Here is a 15,946-nt window from a genome sequence, read left to right on the forward strand (position 1 = left end):
TCTGGGATGACGAATCAACCATCCTGGCTGATGAGCGGCGGATGGCCGCCACCAGCTCTGGATTGCCCAGGCATGGGAAAATCGCAACTCTCTGGGAACACCGACATGTCCACCTCGCCCGCCGACAATGTGATTTCGCTGTATCGCGAACACGCCGACGCCTTCGAGAAATTGCGCGGCAAGCAGCTGGTAGAACGCGCCTGGCTGGAGGCGTTCCTGGACCTGCTGCCCGGCCCCGCTCCCGAGGTGTTGGACATAGGCTGCGGCACCGGCATCCCCATCGCCCGCCATCTGATCGAACGCGGCTGCAGGCTGACCGGCGTGGATGCCTCGGACGCGCTGCTTGCGCGGGCAAGAGCCTCGTTCCCTGAACACAGCTGGATTGAAGCGGACATGCGCAGCCTGCCGCCCTTGCGCCCATTCCAGGGGCTGATCGCCTGGCACAGCTTCTTTCACCTGCGGCCGGAAGACCAGCGCCCCATGTTCGACGCCTTCGAGCGCCTGGCCGCGCCGGGCGCGGCGCTGATGTTCACCAGCGGGACCCATCTGGGCGAAGCCATCGGGCAATTCGAAGGCCAGCCGCTCTATCACGGCAGCCTGGACACCGCGGAGTATCGCGAACTGTTGCGCCAGACCGGCTTCGAAGTGATGCGCCACGTCGAAGCCGACAAGACCTGCGGCGGCGCGAACATCTGGCTGGCACAACGGCGCAGATAAAACCTTTGAGTTACCTCAAGGTTTGACCGGCGCACAACGCCGGACAACGCCCCTCTGCGCCATAATCAACATGCCGCGGTCCCTCATGGGCCGCGCGAGGCCCACCTAGCCTCTTCGGTTTCCCTCACCTCGATCAGGCGGACCCGGCACTCATACAAAGACTTATCCTCTCGCTACCCGGCGATGAAGGATACGCGAAGCGCCTTGCCGCCTTGTGCCAAGGCGAACTTCAAAGGACCCCGCGATGAAACTCCGCGAGTATTGGCTATCTGGCCATGGCCCCATCCAACACCGCGCCGAAACCGTGGACCGCGTCGACGCGCTGGTGCAGCGCCTGGCGGCCAGCGGCCAGGTCGCCAGCCCGGACGATGCCTACGCCATGCTGGCCGCGGCCGACCGCCTAAGCTGCGCGGCGATGAACGTGGTGGCGCATATGACCTATGCCCGCCGCATCGACCTGAACGGCGCGCCGCTGGGCGCCGAGGACTTCAAGCCCAACCCCGAGGGCCATACCGGCGGCTCGCTGAATATGGCGCCCGCCTTCGTCGCCTATCTGCTGGCCAATGCGCTCAGCGGCAAGACCCGCGGCTGGCTGATGGGCCAGGGCCATTGCGTGGCCGCCATCGAGGCCGTCAACGCTTTGACTGGCGACGTGTCGCCGGCGCAGCGCGGCCGCTATGACCGCAGCGAGGCCGGACTGGGGCGCCTGATCACGGACTTCTATTCCTACGCCATCGACGCGCGGGGATTGCCGGCCGTGCCGCTGGGCAGCCACGCCGGCCCCAACACTGCGGGCGCCGTGTCCGAAGGCGGCTACCTCGGCTTCGCCGGCCTGCAATACGTGCACATGCCCCTGCCGGGAGAAAGCCTGGTGGCCTTCCTGAGCGACGGCGCCTTCGAAGAACAACGCGGCTCCGACTGGGCCACGCGCTGGTGGCGCGCCGAGGATTGCGGCCAGGCCGTGCCGGTCATGATCCTCAATGGCCGCCGCATCGAGCAGCGCACGCAGATCGTGCAGGAAGGCGGCGCGCATTGGCTGGCGGAGGACCTGCGCCACAACGGCTTCGACCCGCTGATCGTCGACGGCCGCGATCCGGCAGCCATCGCCTGGGCCATCCTGGCTGCCGAGGAAGCGCTGGCCGCGAACCTGGCGGCGCCGGACTTCCAGTATCCCGCCCGGCTGCCCTATGTCATCGCCGAGACCGAGAAGGGATTCGGCTTTCCGGGCGCCGGCACCAATGCCGCGCACAACCTGCCGCTGGGCGGCAATCCGCACGCCGACAGCGCGGCGCGCGATGCCTTCAACGCCAGCGCCGCCCGGCTGTTCGTGCCGGAAGCGGAATTGGACGCGGCGCTGGCCACACTGGCCAATCACCAAGCGCAGCAACGCCCGCAGGAAAGCGGACACTCCATGGCGCACCGGCATCCCGACGCCCCCGCTCTGCCCGAACCTGCCTGGGAAACCACCGGCAACCAGGGCAGCGCCATGGCCGCGCTGGACCGCTGGTTCGTGGCGCTGGTGCGGGCCAACTCGGGCCTGCGGGTGCGCATCGGCAATCCGGACGAGCTGGCCAGCAACAAGATGGGCGGCACGCTGGGCTTGTTGAAGCACCGCGTCGACCATCCGGAGGCCGGCGTCGCCGAGGACCAGCACGGCGCCGTCATCACCGCCTTGAACGAGGAAGCCGTGGCCGCCGCCGCGCTCGCCAACAAGGGCGGCCTGAACCTCATCGTCAGCTACGAGGCCTTCGCGGTGAAGATGCTGGGCCTGCTGCGCCAGGAGATCATCTTCGCGCGCCGCAAGAAGGAACTGGGGCAGGCGCCGGGATGGCTGGCGGTGCCGCTGGTGGTCACCTCCCACACCTGGGAGAACGCCAAGAACGAGCAATCGCACCAGGACCCCACCATAGGCGAAGCCTTGCTGGGCGAAATGTCCGACACCTCCCGCGTGCTGTTCCCGGTCGACGGCAACAGCGCCGCAGCGGCGCTGCGCGCGGTCTATGCCCAGCGCGCCCAAGTGGCCTGCATGGTGGTGTCCAAGCGCGACGGCGCGCAGCGCTTCGACGCGCGGGCCGCGCAGGCCCTGGTCGAACAGGGCGCGGCCCACGTCGTGGGCGACCCGCAGAGCAGCGCGCTGCAATTCGTCGCCATCGGCGCCTACCAGCTCGAAGAGGCCCTGAAGGCGCGCGCCCATCTGGCGCGGCTGGGTCATGAATGCTGCGTGTCCGTGGTGCTGGAGCCCGGCCGCCTGCGAGCGCCGCGCGACGAACTGGAGGCTGCTTTCGTGCTGTCCGACGACGCCGTCCATGCGCTCTTCCCGCCCGGCCTGCCGCGCGTGCTGCTGTGCCACACGCGCCCCGAACCCATGCTGGGCGTGCTGCGCCGGCTGGACGGCGGCCCGGCCCGCACCCGGGCGCTGGGCTACATCAGCCGCGGCGGCACGCTGGACGTGCCCGGCATGCTATTCGCCAACCGCTGCACCTGGGCGCACGCGGTCGACGCTGCTGCCGCCGTAGCCGGCTGGCGCCGCGAGGACGTGCTGGATACGCCGCGACTGCAAGCCATCGACGGCAGGGGCGATCCCGCCGACCTCGCCACCCCTTCTTGATGCGGCACAAGGACATTATGCTCACACTGACCTGCCTGGGCGGCGCCGGTACCGTCACCGGCTCCAAGCACCTGCTGAGCCACGCGGACACCCGCCTGCTGATCGATTGCGGCCTGTTCCAGGGCCTGAAGAACCTGCGGGAACTCAACTGGCAGAGCTTGCCCCTGTCGCCGGCCGACATCGACGCGGTAGTGCTGACGCATGCCCACCTCGATCATTGCGGCTACCTGCCGCGGCTGGTGGCCGAGGGCTTCAAGGGCAAGATCCACGCCACGCCCGCGACCCGCGATGTCGCGGAGCTGATCCTGCTGGACAGCGCCAACCTGCAGGAAAAGGATGCGGACTTCGCCAACCGCAAAGGCTTTTCCAAGCACAAACCGGCGCTGCCGCTTTATCGCGTGGCCGACGCCGAACGCGCGCTGACGCGCTTTGCCGACGTGGCGCTGCACCAGGAGACCGCCCTGCCCGGCGGCGCGACGCTGACCTTGCGCCGCGCCGGCCACATCCTGGGCGCGACCACCGCGCAGATCGACATCGGCGGCATGCGCGTGGTGTTCTCCGGCGACCTGGGCCGCTACGACGATCCGGTGATGCACGATCCCGAACCTGTGCCGCGCGCCGACTACATCGTCATCGAGTCCACCTACGGCAACCGGCGCCATGATCCCGCCGATCCGGTCGAGGCCCTGGGCGCCGTCATCGAACGCACCGTGCAGCGCGGCGGCACAGTGGTCATCCCCGCCTTCGCCGTGGGCCGGGCGCAGACCCTGATCCACGCACTGTGGACGCTGCGCCAGGCCGGCCGGCTGCGGAACGTCCCGGTCTATCTGGACAGCCCCATGGCGACCAGCGCCACCGAACTGCTGGACCGCCATGCAGGGGAACACAAGCTGTCCCCGCGCGAGTACGAAGCCGCCTGCGCCGCCGTAACCTACGTGCGGGATGTCGAGGAATCCAAGGCGCTGTCGGCCAACCGCTACCCCAAGGTCATCATCTCGGCCAGCGGCATGGCCACGGGCGGGCGGGTGCTGCACCACATCGCCGCCTTTGGCAACGACCACCGCAACACCCTGCTCTTTTCCGGCTTCCAGGCAGCCGGCACGCGCGGCCGCAAGCTGCTCGACGGCGCCACCGAAACCAAGATCTACGGCCAGTGGACGCCCATCAAGGCCGAAGTCGCCGAACTGCCCATGCTGTCGGCCCACGCCGACAGCGATGAACTGATGCGCTGGCTGTCCGGCTTTCAAGAAGCGCCGCGGCGCGTCTTCATCGTCCATGGCGAACCCGAGGCCTCCGAGGCCCTGCGCGAGCGCATCGAACGCGAACTCAGCTGGCACGCCACCGTGCCGCTGCAGGACCACAGATATGAACTGTGAGCAGCGTCCCCGGCTGAAACTGCGCGCCAGGCCGGGGATATCGCCACGAATGCCGCCTGAAGCCCGCCCCGTCAAAACTCCATCGAGGCGGAAAGCATGAAGGTGCGCGGCGCGCCCAGGGCCAGGCTCGACAATTGCGGCATGCCCCAATAGGCCTTGTTCGTCAGATTGTTGACGGCGGCTCGCAGCACGATCGGGCGGTCGGCCACTCTGGTGGCGTAGCGCGCGCCCACGTCATAGGTCGTCCGTCCCGCCACCGACAGCGAGTTGTCGGCGCTGATGTACTGCTTGGAAACGGAGGTCGCATTGGCCGTCAGCGTCAGGCCTTGCAGCGCCGGCACATCCCATTCCACGCCCAGCTTGCCCTGGAGCTTGGGAACGCCGGTGGCCTGCTTGCCTTCGTTGGCGGCGACAGCAGTTTTGGTCACCTTGGGATTGATGTACGCGACCCCGCCCATCAGCCGCAAGCCACGCATCGGCTCGCCGAAGAAGCCCCATTCCACGCCCTGGTTGCGCTGCTCGCCGCCAAACGAGAACACGTTGGTGACGGGGTCCGTATAGCTGCTGGGCCGCTTGATCTCGAACAGGCTGACGGTATGGGTGAAATCCCCCAGATCGACCTTGATGCCGAGCTCCGTCTGCTTGGTCTTGTAGGGCGGGAACAGCTCCCCGGCGTTGGCGGCGGTGACTGGTGCGGTCTGGCCCTTGCTCAAGCCTTCGATGTAATTGGCGTACACGGAAATGTTGTCGGTCGCCTTGATCAGCAGCGCGGCGGCGGGCGTGGTGGCGCTGGCATCGTAGCGGCTGGTCCGCGCCCCGGTCGCGACGCTGTAGTTGTCGGTGCGGACCTCCTGCCGCCGCGCGCCCAGCGTCAGCTGCACCCGGTCCTCCGCGAAGGACAAGGTATCAGCCAGGCCGTAGCTGACCAGGCGGGTCTTGCTATGCAGGATCGGCGGCCAACTGGTGGCTGGCGCCGGCCCCCAGACCGGGTTGTAGATGTTGGTGACCCAGTCCGCCCCAGGCACCGTCCGGCGGCCGTAGTCGCGCTGGTTGTCCGAGTAGTACGTGGCATTCAGCACCCACTGGTGCTTGATGCCGCCAGTCTGCAGCTTGCCCCGCAAGCCGGCCTCTCCCGACGTTTTCTTCACGTTCATGTTCAACTGGCCCATCGAAGTGCGATAGTCGCCCGCCTCGTTGAACACCTGCGCCACCATGGCGCCGTTGTAGGTGTACTCGGACCGGCTCGTGCCCACCGCTGCGTAGGCCATCAGCTTGTCGCTCACGTCGAATTCGCCGCGGATCATGGCCGCCTTGTCCTGGTTCTTCACGTAGGCCCAGTCCGGATTCAGCAGGGTTTCGGGCTTGGGCGGCTTGGGCACGCCTATGCCCGGCGCCAGGTTGATGCCTCGGGTCACGCCGTCCACACGCTCATCGCTGTCATACATATCGATGGAAACGCGCGCGCGTTCGCCGCGCCAGTCCAGGCCCAACGCGGCCAGTTGCGCCTTTTTTTTCTGGTGATCGACTGCGCCATCGCCATCTCTGTACATGCCGTTAAAGCGCACGCCAAACTGCTGGTTCTCGCCGAAACGCCTTCCCAGGTCTATGTGCCCGCCGAACTGCGAATCCGACATGTAGGTGGTGGTCAGGCGCGTCAGAGGCTCCGCGCCTGCGCGCTTGGGCACCAGGTTGACGGTGCCGCCTACGGAACCGCCGGGCGGCATGCCGTTCAGCAATGCGGACGGCCCTTTCAGGACTTCGATGCGCTCGAACATTTCCGGCGAGGTCCGGTAGTACGGCGCCATGCCGAACAGCCCGCCAAATGAAATATCAGTGGTGCTGGAGCTGAAACCGCGGATCGAGTAGTTCTCGCTCCAGGCGCCGGTCACGCCGTTGCTGAACACCGAAGGATCGGTCCTGGCGATCACATCGGTGATGTCCTGGGCTTGCAGGTCCTCGATGTACTTTTCCGTGTAGCTGATGACGGAGAACGGCGTATCCATGAAATCGCGGTCGCCCAGAAAGCCCGCGCGGCCCCCATAGGTCACCTGCCCGCCCGCGTAGGGCGTGGCCGGCGCATCGGCCTGGCCGGTCACCGTCACGGCCGGCAGCGTTTTCACCGCCGCCTCGGCGGTCTGCTGGGCCCACGCCGCGGGAGCGGCGCCCAAGGTCAGTCCGAACAATGCTGCAGTCAGATGGTTGAGGGAAAGGACGGGGGTTGCGTACCTGGCGTGCAAGGAAGGACGTGCGACGCGGCCGCTATGGCGACGTTTGCTCATGGAATGCTCCGTTCAGTTGAGCTTTAGGTCGCCTTCGACATCAGGCGACTGGGAATCATTTACATATGAACCGGCAACTTGCCCCGATCCGCGGACGGCCTCAGTTCTGGTAGGCCTTGATGACGTCGTCGATCATGAGCTTCAGCGAGTTCACGCTGGCGGCCATGACGTACCAGGCTTGCGCATCGGCGAAGACCACGCGGCCGTGCTGGAAGGCGGCGGTCTGGCGTAAGAGCGGATTGGTCAAGGTCTCGGCGTTCAAGGTGGGGCCGCGCTCCATCACCGCGGTGCGATCCACCACGTAGAGGATGTCGGGATTGGCTTGCTGGATGAACTCGCTGGAGATGGGCTGGCCGTGCAGGCCGGCCTCGGCGGTGGGGCTGGCGGGCTTCACGCCCAGGGCCTTGAAAATGAAGCCGTAGCGCGACTGCATGCCGAATGAACTGAAGGCGCCGTTGTTGTGCAGCACGATGAGCGCTCTTTCGGGACGGTCCTGGATGAGGCGCTTCGCCTCCTGGACCTTGGCGTCGAGTTCGGCGGACTTGCCGCGGGCCAGGCTTTCCTTTTCAAAGATGCGCCCCAGCGTCAGGAGGTGGTCCTTGATGATCTCGATGTGATTGGCCTCGCTGTCCCGGTAGTCCACGTCGAAGTGGATGGTCGGAGCGATCTCGCTCAATTCCTTGTAGTGGTTGGCCTGCAGCGAGGTGATCAGAATCAGGTCTGGCTTGGCTGCGTGCACCCGTTCCAGATTGGGCTGGACGATAGCGCCCACGTCCAGCACGTCCGGCGCATCCTTGTACTTGGCAAGAAAATTCGGCACGAAGTCCTTCGGCATGCCGGCGACCGGTACGCCCAACTGGTCGAGGAAGTCCACCTCGTTCATATCCAGGGCCACCACGCGCTGTGGCAGCTTGCTGATCACGGTGGTCCCCAGCTTGTGCTGCACCGTGACAGTTTCGTAGGCGCGCTGCGTCGATGGGCTGGCGGCGGCCGGCTGTGCCGCCGCCTTCGGCGATTCGGCCGCTTCCTGGCCGCAGCCCTGCACCGCGGCCGCCGCGGCGGCCAGCAGGGCAAACGCCCATGCCCGGCGTCCGTGCTTGAGGATCATGTCAGTTCTCCTGATGGATTGAAGTAGTTGCACAGACGTCCGCGCGCGCCTTGCGTGATCTCGAAGTCCAGCCCATACAGCTCGCGCAACCGCTCCTCGGTCACGACCTGCGCCACGCTGCCGGCGCTATGCACCGACCCGCCCTTCATCGCGACGATGTGGTCGGAATAGCTGGCCGCGAAATTGATGTCGTGCACCACCAAGATCACGGTGCGGCCGTGCTCGTCGCACAGGCGGCGCAAGGCGCGCATGATCTGGACCGCATGCTTGATGTCGAGGTTGTTGAGCGGTTCGTCCAGCAACAGGCAATCCGTCTGCTGGGCGATCGTCATGGCCAGGAACGCCATCTGCCGCTGCCCGCCGCTGAGTTCGTCGAGATAGGCCGCGCGCAGCGGCTCCAGCGAGAGGAACGCGATGGCCTCGTCGATCAGGCGGCGGTCCTCCTGCGTCAACGCGCCGCGGCTGTAGGGAAACCGTCCGAAGGCAACGAGCTCTTCCACCGTCAGGCGCAGATTGAAGTCCGGCGATTGGCGCAGGGTGGCGACACGCTTGGCGTAATCGCCGATGCGGATATCCGACACCCTTGCGCCCTCGATCAGGACCTCGCCCTGGCTGGGTTCCAGCAGGCGGGCAGCCATCATCAGCAAGGTCGTCTTGCCCGCGCCGTTGGGACCGATTAGCGAGGTCAGCCGTCCTGCGGGAAACTGCAGGCTCACATCGCGCAGCACGGTCTTCGGACCATAGTTTTTCGAGAGATTCCGGATCGTGATCATGCCGTTCCCCGCGAGCGCGCCATCAGCGCCAGGAACCACGCGCCGCACACCAGGTTGACCAGGATGCCTACGCTGGTCCGGTAGTTGAAGAGATGTTCGACCGCAAGCTGGGCCAGGATGAAGATGGCGATGGCGATGGCGCAGCCGGTGGACAACGTGGCCCGGTGCCGGCGCGTACGCGTCAAGGCATAGGCCATGTTGGCGACGAAGATGCCCATGAACGCCGTGGGTCCGAGCAGGCTGGTCGACACCGCGACCAGCACCGCGATCAGCGCCAGATGCCGTCGCAAAACGCGCTGATAGTCCACACCCAGGGAAACGGCCTGGTCGCGCCCCAGGGAGATCACGTCCAGCGTCGGCAAGCTCTTGACGCCCGCCAGGCACACGCCCGCGACGATGAGGGCGGACACGAGCAGTTGCCCGGGCTCTGCCTTGTTGAAAGAGGCCTGGGTAAAGCCCAGCAGCATGGAGAACTCGCCTGGACTGGTCTTCAGCTGCACGAACTGCGTGAAGGTGCCGATCACCATCGTCAGCACCAACCCCACCAGCAGCAGGAAGTACACGTTCTGCCTGCCGTCGCGGAACAGCCAGCGATGGATGATCCATGAGTAGGCCAGCATCAGCAGCACCGACAGGAAGAAGTTGCCGTTCGCGCCGAGCAGGGCCAGGCTCTGCGCTCCCATGGCCAGGATCATGAGGGACTGGAACAGCAGGTAGACAGCCTCGTATCCCATGATGGCCGGCGTCAGGATCCGGTTGCCGGCAAGGGTCTGGAACACGATGGACGACCAGGCAATGCAGACGCCGCCGATGAGCATGGCCGCCAAGCGCGCGAGCCGCTTGGGGATGATGTAGCCGAAGTCGAAGTTGGAGCGGAAGAACAGGAAAGCCAGGGCCAATGCAATGACCGCCATCCACACCGCTCGCCGGGAGGCTGCAAGCATCACCTGTGCCTCCAGAAGATCAGCAGGAGGAACAGCACGCCTCCCACCCCGCCCGCGGTCAGGCCGATAGGCACTTCGAACGGGTAGATCAGCAGGCGGCCAAGGATGTCGCAGGCCAGCAGCAGCGAGGCGCCGCCCAACGCCACGATGGGCAGGGTGCGGCCCAGGTTGTCGCCGTAGCGCAGCGCGACCAGATTCGGAATGACCAGTCCCACGAAAGGAATGGCGCCGACCGTGATCACCGTGGCGGACACGGTGACGGCCACCAGCAGCAGCCCCAGCGCCACGGTGGCTGGATAGTTCAGGCCCAGGCTTGCGGCCATGCCTTCACCCATGCCGAGCACGGTGAAGCGGTGCGCGTACAGATAGGTCAGCGCGACGATGGGCAGGATCAGGTAGATGATCTCGTAGTTGCCCTGCACGATCTTGGAAAAATCGCCCAGCAGCCAGCCCTGCATGCTCTGCATGATGTTGTTGCGATAGGCGTAGAACTCCGCCATGGCGCTCAACACGCCGCCGTACATCAGGCCGATCACCGGCACCAGCACCGTGTTCTTGAATTTGACGCGGCGGACGATGGCCACGAACAGCAGGCTGGCCGCTAAGCAGAAGCCCAATGCGAACAGCATGCGGCCCGCCGTCCCGGCGGCGGGCATGAGCAGCATCGATGCCAGTATGCCGAGCTTGGCCGCGTCCAGTCCGCCCGAGGTTGCGGGTTCAACGAACTTGTTGCGCACGATGTGCTGGAGGATCACGCCGCAGACGGCCAAGCCGATGCCCGTCAGCACCACCGCCGCCAGACGCGGCAGCCGGCTCGCCGTCAGTGTCAGCCAGGCGTCGCCCGACAGCGAGAACAGCTGCGGCCATGCGATCTGGCGCGCGCCCACCAGCAGCGACGCGCCGCAAAGCACGATGAACAGGCCGAACAAGCTTGCGCGCATCAGTAACGCGCCCCGGCGATACGCCAGCCCTTGGCGGCTTGCCGCTGCGCCAGGAATTGCGCGTATCGCCCCTGGCGCGCGCGCAATGCCATGGGCGTGCCCTGCTCGACGACCCGCCCGTCCTCCAACACCACGATCTGGTCGGCCATCGCCACCGTGGAGAGCTGATGAGCGATCACCACCAGCGTGCACTGGCCGCGCAGCCGCGCCAGCGTCTCAGTGATGATGGCCTGATTCTCAGCGTCCAGCGCCGCGGTGGCCTCGTCGAGAAGCAGGATCGGCGCCTGGTTCAGCAGCGCGCGGGCGACGGCGATGCGCTGGCGCTCGCCGCCGGACAGGCGCGCACCGCCCTCGCCCACCGGCGTGTCCAGCCCTTGCGGCAGGCGCTCGGCGATGCCCGCCAAGCCCGCCTGGTTGGCGGCCTGCATCAGTTCGGCATCGCTGCAGCCGGGCCTGCCGGCGCGGATGTTGTCGGCAATGGAGCCCGTGAACAGGTAGTTGTCCTGGAAGACCTGGCTGATCTGGCCCGCCAGCCGCGCACTGGAAATCTGCCGCACATCCACGCCGCCGACCAGCACGCTGCCCTGGCTCGCGTCGAAGAAGCGCGCGATCAGCCGCGCCAACGTGGTCTTGCCGGAGCCGGATGCGCCGACCAGCGCGGTCATGCTGCCCGGTTCGACGCGCAGATCGACCCCGCGCAGCACCTCGGGCTGATCCTCGGCATAGCGGAAATGCACATCCCGCAGCTCGATCGACGCATCGCGCGGCTCCTGCGGCGCCGCGGGCTCCGGCAACGGCTGGACGGCGTACAGCGCGTCCACGGCGTCGAGTTGGCCGCGCGCGCCGCGCAGCACCTCGCCATAGCCGGCCACCTCCAGCAGCGCATCGATGTAGCGGACCGCCAGCAGCAGCGACACGATCGCGGCCACGATCTGTCCCGCCGCCAAGGGACTGCCCAGGATGCCGTCGATCCACCAGGCGGCGGCGATCAGCAGAACAGCGAAGACGGCCTGCACGGCCCAGACGTTGAGCACGGCCGCCCCGGCCGACAACCAGATCAGGCGCGCGCCCGACTGGCGCTGCTGCTCGACGGCCTGTTCGAGCAGGCGCGTGCCGCCGCCCTCGCCATTGAAGGCGCGCAGCACCGACTGGGCCTGGGCAAACTCGACCATGCGTTGGCTGGCGTCGGCAAAGCGCTGCTGAAAGGCATCATCCGCGCGCCGCGCCAACCTAGCCGTGAACTGCAGGACACCAGCCAGCAGCGGCAGCGCAGCCAGCGCGATCAGCCCCAGCAGCCAGTGCTGCGCAAACAGGGCCGCGACCAGCACCGCGGGCGTCACCACGCCGGCGATGACGGGAGTGAAGACGTGCGCGGGAAGCTGCGCCAGGGACATCATGCCCTGCGTCACGAGATGCCCCAGACGGGCCGTGTTCGCCGCCGTGAACCAGCCCACCGGCAGGCTCGCGACATGGTCGCCAAGACGATGGCGGGCGTCCTGCAGAATGGCGACGCCGACCCGCACGCCGGCCCGCTCCACACGGCGGCGCAGGCCCCAGCACAGCGCCACTCCGGCCAACAGCGCGGCCAGCCACGGCGCGGCCGCCCTCACGTTGCCTTCGAGCAGATGCGTGAGTAGCGGCACCAGCGCCGTAATCGTCAGTCCGCACAGCGCGCCGTAGGCGATGGCCATCGAGACGTAACGGCGCAGGACGGACGCATCCTTGCCGAGCAGCAGCATGAAGGTCTTCAGCATGACGCCTCCTCGGTCGCTTCGGAGGATGCATAGCCACCCTGCGCCCACAGCCGGGCATAGCAGCCGCCTTGCGCCAGCAATTGTTCATGCCTGCCTTGTTCGACGATGGCGCCGTCCTCGACCACGAGGATCCGGTCGGCATGCATCACCGTGTCCAGCCGGTGTGCGATCACCATCACCGTGCGCCCCCGGGCGAAGCGCGACAGCGCGCCCTGGACTGCCATCTCGTTGCCGGCGTCGGCCGCCGCCGTGGCCTCGTCCAGCACCAGCACGGGAGGATCCAGCAGCACCGCGCGCGCGATGCTGGCGCGCTGGAGTTCGCCGCCGGAGAGCTGCGCGTCCTCCCCGATCACCGAATCGTAGCCACGCGGCAACGCCAGGATGCGTTCATGGATATTGGCGGTGCGCGCGGCGTCCTCGATCTCTTGCTGGGTGGCGGACGGCCGGCCCAGCGCGATGTTGTCGCGCACGCTGGCATGGATCAGGCGCACCTCTTGCAGCACGAAGCCGATGCGCCGGTAGAGCTGCGCGCTCTCGATCCGCCGCAGGTCGGCGCCACCCAGCGTGATGTGCCCTTCATCGGGGTCGAAAAATCTCAGCAGCAGCCGCGCCAGCGTGGATTTGCCCGCGCCTGACGGACCGACGATGGCCGTGACCGTGCCGGGCTCCAGCGTGAAATTGATGTTGGACAGCGTCCGGCGTTCCCCGCCATAGGAGTAGCCCACGTTCTCGAACCGGACTTCATGGCCCTCGGGGATTTGCGCCTGTCCGGACGTCAGCGGTTCCAGCACGGGAGTCTCCAGCAGGGCCTGCACGCGCTGCGCCGCGCCCGCGGCGCTACCCAGGTCGTGCAGCAGCGTGTGCAGCAACAACAGCGGCGCGCATATTCCCGGCGCCACCAGCGCGAACGGCAGCAGGTCCACGGGCGCCATCCAGCCCAGGCCGACGAACAAGGTGCCAAAGCCCAATACCACGCCCAGCACCGTGACCGGCGCGATCATGGCGTGGGCATGGCCCATCGCCGCCACCAGCGGACGGGTAAAGCTGGCGAAGGCTTCGGCAAAGGCGTCGACGGCCTCGCGATAGCCGCGATGCGCCTTGCCCGCGTCGCCGAACGCCTTGACCACGGGAATGCCGCCCACGAACTCCACCGTTGCCCCGTTCAGGCGCCCAAGCCGCTCGACGAACTCCTGCATGTTCGCCGCTCCGGCCTTCATGGCCCGACGCAGGAACAGGAAGAAGCCGGGAAATGGCAACAGCGCCGCAAGCGCCATGCGCCAATCCTGCGCGAACAGGTAAGCAACCGAAATGACGATGGCGCCCGCGGCGCGTCCCACTGCCGTATAAAAATGGGCGGTCAGGCTGTGCAGCGTGCCAATGTCGTCCTGCATCGCCTGCTTGACCTCGCCCGACGCCTTGCTGGTGAACCAGCCCAACGGCACCTGGGACAGCCGCTGCGCCGCGGCCAGACGCAGGCGATGCGTAAGGCGGTTGTCGGCCAGATGGGCGGTCAGTTCGCCGGCCGAGATCAGCCCCATGCCCGCGAACATGCACGCGACGCTGGCGATGACGGTCCATCCGATATCGGTCCAGGCTGGCGCAGATGCGGAGTCCCCGGCGCCGAGGCCGGCGAAGACGATTCTGGCGATGTGCGCAATCCCTGCCAGCGGCACCAACGTGAGCATGGTGCCCACTGCGGCCAGCACAGCGGCTGCCATTAACTGCCCGCGTATGGGGGCCAGCACCAGGCCTAGCGGGCCGGGCTTTGCAGGCTTGGCCGCGGCTGCTTCAGAACTGCTCATGAAATCGAAGTGCTCAGATGTGGGTGATAATTATTTGCATCACTATAAACTAATTTCTCTAATTAGTTGCATGACCATAAACTAAATAAATCGGGCCGGGTTAAAGTGGCGGCTGGATGACGCCAGGAACCAAGGAACAGCCATGACACCGCCAGAGCGCCGCCCGGCGCGGGGACGCCCTCCCACCATCACCCGGGAGCGTATTGCCGACGCCGGCATTGCAATGGGCCTGCCGAACATCACCTTCGTCGGACTCGCGGCGGCGCTCGGCGTCAGCCATATGGCGCTGTACAAGCATGTGCCCAGCCTGGAAGAACTCAAGCGCCTGGTCGCCGAAGAGATCTTCAGCCGCTGGCAGATTCCGCAAGCCTGTAGCAACGAGCGCGGCGAATTGAAGCAGTACCTGACCCTGTTCGCCGCGTCCGTGCGGGAATTCGTCAAGGCGCATCCAGGCGTGACGCCCTATGTGATCCGCAGGCTGGCGGCCACCCCGTCCATGCTCGCGAAAATCACCGAGCAACAGCGCCATATCGCCGATGCCTACGGCATTTCCAGGGAGCAGTCCCGCATCCTGCTGGCGACCGTGGCCTTCCACGGCATGGCGGTCGCCGACACGGTGTATTCAGTCGCCGGGCTGGAGCCGGTGGTGGACGCGGAACGGGCGGCGGAAGAGTCCGAAATGGAAGGGGAACTGGATCAGGGCATGCAGGCGCTCATCATCGGCCTCTTGGCCATGCTGGAAGATGGCCCACGGCAAGCTGTTGCGGAACAGGCCAAAAAGCGTGTCCCTGCGCAGTTGAAGCAATCGCGCGGTTGACCTGCGGCGCAGGCATGGCCCTGCTTTTAGATTTCCTAAATTCAAGATTGAGAAATGATCGCTGTACCCGGTCTCTTCCAGGAAGGAGAATTTCCAGACCGCAGCGAATCCTGAATATCTAGCCAATCTTGAATGAGCAAGCCCATGCTGAACCTATACACCGACAGTTCTCCGAACGGCTACAAGGCCACGATTGCCCTCGAGGAACTGGCACTGCCCTACCGCCTGCATCACGTGCGCATCGCGCAGGGCGAGCACCGCCAGCCGGAGTTTCTTGCGCTGAACCCGCATGGCCGCATCCCGGCCCTCACCGACGAAGACACCGGGGTCGTGCTGTTCGAGTCGGCGGCAATACTGCTATACCTCGCTGAAAAAACCGGGAAGCTGCTGCCCGCGGACACCCAAGGCCGGTGGGAAGCGATCAAGTGGCTGCAATTCCATTCCAGTAGCGTCGGCCCCATCATCGGACAGCGCGTGAACTTCGAAGTGTTCGACAAGGCGCGCAACCCTGCCGCGCTGGAACGCTACCAACGCCTGACCGAGGATGCGCTCGCGGTGCTGGACCGCAGGCTGGCCGACCATTCCTATCTTGCTGGCGACACCTACTCCATCGCCGACATCGCGCATTTCGGCTGGAGCCATATCGCGCGCATCATCGACTTCGATTTCAGCCATCACCGGCATCTGAGCGCATGGCACGAACGCGTGGCGGCCCGGCCTGCGGTCGCCAAAGGCATCACCCTGCCTGCGCCGGCAACGGGCGCCTGAAAGCATCGAGGACTGTCGCAATGGATACCACTCACTCGCTCCATGACACGGCCGGAGCG

At 66.4% G+C, this 15,946-nt stretch carries 12 protein-coding genes; 5 read left to right on the forward strand and 7 right to left on the reverse strand.

Going from position 1 to position 15,946, the window contains the following annotated elements; genetic code table 11:
• Window positions 1–105: 105 nt before the first annotated feature.
• The 3 genes from AXYL_RS26990 (at window position 106) to AXYL_RS27000 (ending at window position 4,701) form a co-directional block, all read left to right on the forward strand.
• Window positions 106–717, forward strand: coding sequence for a class I SAM-dependent DNA methyltransferase (locus tag AXYL_RS26990; RefSeq protein WP_013396055.1), 612 nt, complete (start codon window positions 106–108; stop codon window positions 715–717).
• A gap of 244 nt (window positions 718–961) precedes the next feature.
• Entirely contained in the window at window positions 962–3,325 is a 2,364-nt protein-coding gene (locus tag AXYL_RS26995; protein ID WP_013396056.1) for a D-xylulose 5-phosphate/D-fructose 6-phosphate phosphoketolase, read from the forward strand.
• A 17-nt stretch (window positions 3,326–3,342) separates the two neighbouring features.
• A complete protein-coding gene (locus AXYL_RS27000) occupies window positions 3,343–4,701 on the forward strand; it encodes an MBL fold metallo-hydrolase RNA specificity domain-containing protein (RefSeq protein ID WP_013396057.1) in 1,359 nt (452 codons plus the stop codon).
• Between the two features lie 71 nt (window positions 4,702–4,772).
• Here AXYL_RS27000 and AXYL_RS27005 read toward each other — a convergent pair whose 3' ends face one another.
• The 7 genes from AXYL_RS27005 to AXYL_RS27035 form a co-directional block, all read right to left on the reverse strand.
• Complete coding sequence (locus AXYL_RS27005) at window positions 4,773–6,980, reverse strand: TonB-dependent receptor (RefSeq protein ID WP_013396058.1); 2,208 nt, start codon at window positions 6,978–6,980, stop codon at window positions 4,773–4,775.
• 100 nt (window positions 6,981–7,080) lie between these two features.
• Window positions 7,081–8,088: a siderophore ABC transporter substrate-binding protein gene (locus tag AXYL_RS27010; RefSeq protein WP_013396059.1), complete on the reverse strand. Its 1,008-nt coding sequence runs from the start codon at window positions 8,086–8,088 to the stop codon at window positions 7,081–7,083.
• The gene (locus AXYL_RS27015; protein WP_013396060.1) at window positions 8,085–8,861 is read right to left on the reverse strand and encodes an ABC transporter ATP-binding protein; all 777 of its coding nucleotides are present in this window, start codon (window positions 8,859–8,861) and stop codon (window positions 8,085–8,087) included. The genes AXYL_RS27010 and AXYL_RS27015 overlap by 4 nt, the downstream gene beginning before the upstream one ends.
• Window positions 8,858–9,805, reverse strand: a complete 948-nt coding sequence (locus AXYL_RS27020; RefSeq protein ID WP_013396061.1) for an iron chelate uptake ABC transporter family permease subunit — start codon at window positions 9,803–9,805, stop codon at window positions 8,858–8,860. Before AXYL_RS27020 ends, AXYL_RS27015 begins: the two co-directional genes overlap by 4 nt.
• Window positions 9,805–10,746 (reverse strand): ABC transporter permease, encoded by a 942-nt coding sequence (locus tag AXYL_RS27025; protein WP_013396062.1) that lies wholly within the window; start codon window positions 10,744–10,746, stop codon window positions 9,805–9,807. The genes AXYL_RS27020 and AXYL_RS27025 overlap by 1 nt, the downstream gene beginning before the upstream one ends.
• Window positions 10,746–12,500: an ABC transporter ATP-binding protein gene (locus AXYL_RS27030; protein WP_013396063.1), complete on the reverse strand. Its 1,755-nt coding sequence runs from the start codon at window positions 12,498–12,500 to the stop codon at window positions 10,746–10,748. The genes AXYL_RS27025 and AXYL_RS27030 overlap by 1 nt, the downstream gene beginning before the upstream one ends.
• Window positions 12,494–14,302 carry an ABC transporter ATP-binding protein gene (locus tag AXYL_RS27035; protein ID WP_013396064.1) on the reverse strand — a complete coding sequence of 603 codons (1,809 nt, stop codon included), beginning with the start codon at window positions 14,300–14,302 and terminating at the stop codon, window positions 12,494–12,496. Before AXYL_RS27035 ends, AXYL_RS27030 begins: the two co-directional genes overlap by 7 nt.
• A 142-nt stretch (window positions 14,303–14,444) precedes the next feature.
• Between AXYL_RS27035 and AXYL_RS27040 the strand changes: the two genes are divergently transcribed.
• On the forward strand, window positions 14,445–15,119 hold the full coding sequence (locus AXYL_RS27040) for a TetR/AcrR family transcriptional regulator (protein ID WP_013396065.1): 675 nt from the start codon (window positions 14,445–14,447) through the stop codon (window positions 15,117–15,119).
• A gap of 144 nt (window positions 15,120–15,263) precedes the next feature.
• Window positions 15,264–15,887 carry a glutathione S-transferase family protein gene (locus tag AXYL_RS27045; RefSeq protein ID WP_041654320.1) on the forward strand — a complete coding sequence of 208 codons (624 nt, stop codon included), beginning with the start codon at window positions 15,264–15,266 and terminating at the stop codon, window positions 15,885–15,887.
• Window positions 15,888–15,946 lie beyond the last annotated feature (59 nt).

The organism is Achromobacter xylosoxidans A8, assembly GCF_000165835.1.
GTDB lineage: Bacteria > Pseudomonadota > Gammaproteobacteria > Burkholderiales > Burkholderiaceae_B > Achromobacter > Achromobacter xylosoxidans_B.

What these genes read in the sequence shown, in the direction of transcription:
- AXYL_RS26990 (WP_013396055.1), top strand. Translation starts at nt 106, where the DNA reads ATGTCCACCTCGCCCGCCGACAATGTGATTTCGCTGTATCGCGAACAC.
- AXYL_RS26995 (WP_013396056.1), top strand. Translation starts at nt 962, where the DNA reads ATGAAACTCCGCGAGTATTGGCTATCTGGCCATGGCCCCATCCAACAC.
- AXYL_RS27000 (WP_013396057.1), top strand. Translation starts at nt 3,343, where the DNA reads ATGCTCACACTGACCTGCCTGGGCGGCGCCGGTACCGTCACCGGCTCC.
- AXYL_RS27005 (WP_013396058.1), bottom strand. Translation starts at nt 6,980, where the DNA reads ATGAGCAAACGTCGCCATAGCGGCCGCGTCGCACGTCCTTCCTTGCAC.
- AXYL_RS27010 (WP_013396059.1), bottom strand. Translation starts at nt 8,088, where the DNA reads ATGATCCTCAAGCACGGACGCCGGGCATGGGCGTTTGCCCTGCTGGCC.
- AXYL_RS27015 (WP_013396060.1), bottom strand. Translation starts at nt 8,861, where the DNA reads ATGATCACGATCCGGAATCTCTCGAAAAACTATGGTCCGAAGACCGTG.
- AXYL_RS27020 (WP_013396061.1), bottom strand. Translation starts at nt 9,805, where the DNA reads ATGCTTGCAGCCTCCCGGCGAGCGGTGTGGATGGCGGTCATTGCATTG.
- AXYL_RS27025 (WP_013396062.1), bottom strand. Translation starts at nt 10,746, where the DNA reads ATGCGCGCAAGCTTGTTCGGCCTGTTCATCGTGCTTTGCGGCGCGTCG.
- AXYL_RS27030 (WP_013396063.1), bottom strand. Translation starts at nt 12,500, where the DNA reads ATGCTGAAGACCTTCATGCTGCTGCTCGGCAAGGATGCGTCCGTCCTG.
- AXYL_RS27035 (WP_013396064.1), bottom strand. Translation starts at nt 14,302, where the DNA reads ATGAGCAGTTCTGAAGCAGCCGCGGCCAAGCCTGCAAAGCCCGGCCCG.
- AXYL_RS27040 (WP_013396065.1), top strand. Translation starts at nt 14,445, where the DNA reads ATGACACCGCCAGAGCGCCGCCCGGCGCGGGGACGCCCTCCCACCATC.
- AXYL_RS27045 (WP_041654320.1), top strand. Translation starts at nt 15,264, where the DNA reads ATGCTGAACCTATACACCGACAGTTCTCCGAACGGCTACAAGGCCACG.